Genomic DNA, 2,318 nt, shown 5'->3' with positions numbered 1-2,318 from the left:
CCGCATCGGCATTGCTGGCTTCTGAGCCTGCCGCGCGCTTTCGACCGGTTTCAACGATACGCCCGAAAAGGCCTCGCGCCCCTATGACAAGGACCGCGACGGCTTCGTGATGGGCGAGGGCGCGGGTGTTGTCGTTCTCGAAGAATATGAACACGCCAAGGCGCGTGGCGCGAAGATCTATGCCGAGATTGCTGGCTATGGCCTGTCGGGCGACGCTTATCACATCACCGCGCCGCCGGAAGATGGCAATGGCGGTTTCCGCTCCATGCAGGCGGCACTCAAGCGGGCGGGCATCTCGCCTTCCGAAATTGACTACGTCAACGCGCATGGCACATCCACCATGGCCGACACGATCGAGCTTGGAGCCGTGACGCGCCTGCTCGGCGATGCGGCGGGGAAAGTGTCGATGTCCTCGACCAAATCCTCCATCGGCCATCTGCTGGGTGCGGCTGGCGCGGTTGAAGCGATCTTCTGCATGCTTGCCATTCGTGACAGCAAGCTGCCGCCGACGCTCAATCTCGACAGTCCGGAAGTTGAGACAGCGATTGACCTTGTGCCGCTCAAGGCGCGCGACAAGGAAGTCAATTATGCGCTCAGCAACTCCTTCGGGTTTGGCGGCACCAACGCCTCTCTGGTGATGAAAAAGGTTGATGGTTGACGCCCGGCGACACCACGCCTGAAGCGCCGGGGGCTGTCGGCGCCGATCAGGCCCTGGACGGCAAGGACGCCCCCCGCAAGCCACGCCGCTTTCTCCGCGTGGTTCTTGCGCTGCTCATATCTTTGGTGCTCGGCGCTGCCCTCGCGGTCGGGGTGGCTTTTTTCTACGGCAAATATCTCTTCGAGACATCCGGCCCCCATGACGAGGCCGCGATCATTATGCTCGAGCCGGGCATGGGAGTGCGCGCGATCGCAGACCGCCTCGAGCGGGAAGGCGTGATTTCCGATGCAAATGTGTTTCTCGCCGGGGTGAGGCTCAGCCGCGCCGAACGGCAGCTCAAGGCGGGCGAGTATGAAATCCCCGCCGGGGCGAGCATGGCCGCCATCATGGGTATTCTGCGCGAGGGGCGCTCGATCCTTCACCGCCTCACCATTGCCGAAGGGCTGACGAGCGAACAGGCCATGTTGCTGGTAGAGGCACATCCGGCCCTTCAGGGTGACATGCCGCCCACGCCCGCCGAAGGCGCACTCCTGCCCGAGACCTACAGCTTCACCCGCGGCACAACACGCGAGAAGATTGTGGCCGATATGGTTGCCGCTGCAACCCGCACCATGGATGAACTGTGGGACAAGCGCGCACCCGACCTTCCTTTCAAGACGCGGGAAGAAGCGATCATCCTTGCTTCCATTGTGGAGAAGGAAACAGGCGTCGCCTCGGAGCGGCCCCGTGTGGCGGCCGTCTTCGTCAACCGCCTGAAGGCTTCCATGCGCCTCCAGTCGGACCCCACAATCATTTACGGTCTTGTGGGCGGCAAGGGCTCGCTCGGGCGGCCCATCCGCCGCAGCGAGCTTCAGCGGCTGACGCCTTACAACACCTATCTGGTGGACGGGCTTCCGCCGACGCCGATCTGCAATCCCGGCCGTGCCTCGCTGGAAGCCGTGCTTAACCCGCCCGTCACGAACGAGTATTACTTCGTAGCAGACGGCACAGGCGGGCACGCCTTCTCCCGCACGCTTGCCGAGCATCAGCAGCGGGTTCGCGAGTGGCGGCAGATAGAGCGTGAGAGAGGCTTGCGCTAGCCGGAAGGGGCGGCGCTACTGCTATAGTCGCGAAGGTTCGTGATTCCCGAGGGAGATTTGATGTCGCTCAACAGCATGACCGGCTTTGCCCGAACAGAGGGATCGTTCGGCGCCGCACGCTGGCACTGGGAAATCCGCAGTGTGAACGGCAAGGGGCTGGATGCCCGTTTTCGCCTGCCGCCGGGGCTCGACCGGCTGGATGCGCGGCTGCGTGCAGAACTGGCGCGGCATATCCGCCGGGGGAATTGTCAGGTGTCCCTGACGCTGGAGCGCACGAACGAGACCTCTCCCTTGCGCGTAAACCGCGATGCGCTGCGCACGGTCATGGATGTGATCAACGAGATCAGCACCACAATTACGACCGCACCGCCCCGGCCCGAAGGAATACTCGCACTGCGAGGTGTGCTGGAGCAGGCCGAGGAAACCGAGGAAACGGAAGAGGAGCGCGCCGCCTTTGAGGACGCGCTCGTCGCATCCTTCGCGGAAGCGGTTGCCGCTCTCGCATCCGCGCGTGCCGAAGAAGGACAGAAGCTGAAAACCGTGCTGTGCGGCCAGATCGATGAAATCGAACGGCTGACGGG

Annotated in this window: 2 protein-coding genes and 1 pseudogene; all 3 read left to right on the top strand. The window is 63.5% G+C overall.

Annotated features, from left to right (window positions below; translation table 11 throughout):
* Positions 1 to 658: pseudogene (locus WBF74_RS12075) on the top strand (beta-ketoacyl synthase N-terminal-like domain-containing protein); the annotation flags it as partial.
* On the top strand, positions 655 to 1,737 hold the full coding sequence (gene mltG / locus WBF74_RS12070; protein ID WP_424440145.1) for an endolytic transglycosylase MltG: 1,083 nt from the start codon (positions 655 to 657) through the stop codon (positions 1,735 to 1,737). The pseudogene WBF74_RS12075 and the gene mltG, both read left to right, overlap by 4 nt.
* Before the next feature lie 60 nt (positions 1,738 to 1,797).
* The coding region (locus WBF74_RS12065) for a YicC/YloC family endoribonuclease (protein ID WP_424440142.1) at positions 1,798 to 2,318 on the top strand (521 nt) is incomplete at its 3' end.

The organism is Parvibaculum sp., from assembly GCF_049672805.1.
In the GTDB taxonomy this organism is placed as follows: Bacteria; Pseudomonadota; Alphaproteobacteria; order Parvibaculales; family Parvibaculaceae; genus Parvibaculum.
Note: the sequence above shows the minus strand (reverse complement) of the source record. Positions and strands in the feature narration are given on the sequence as shown.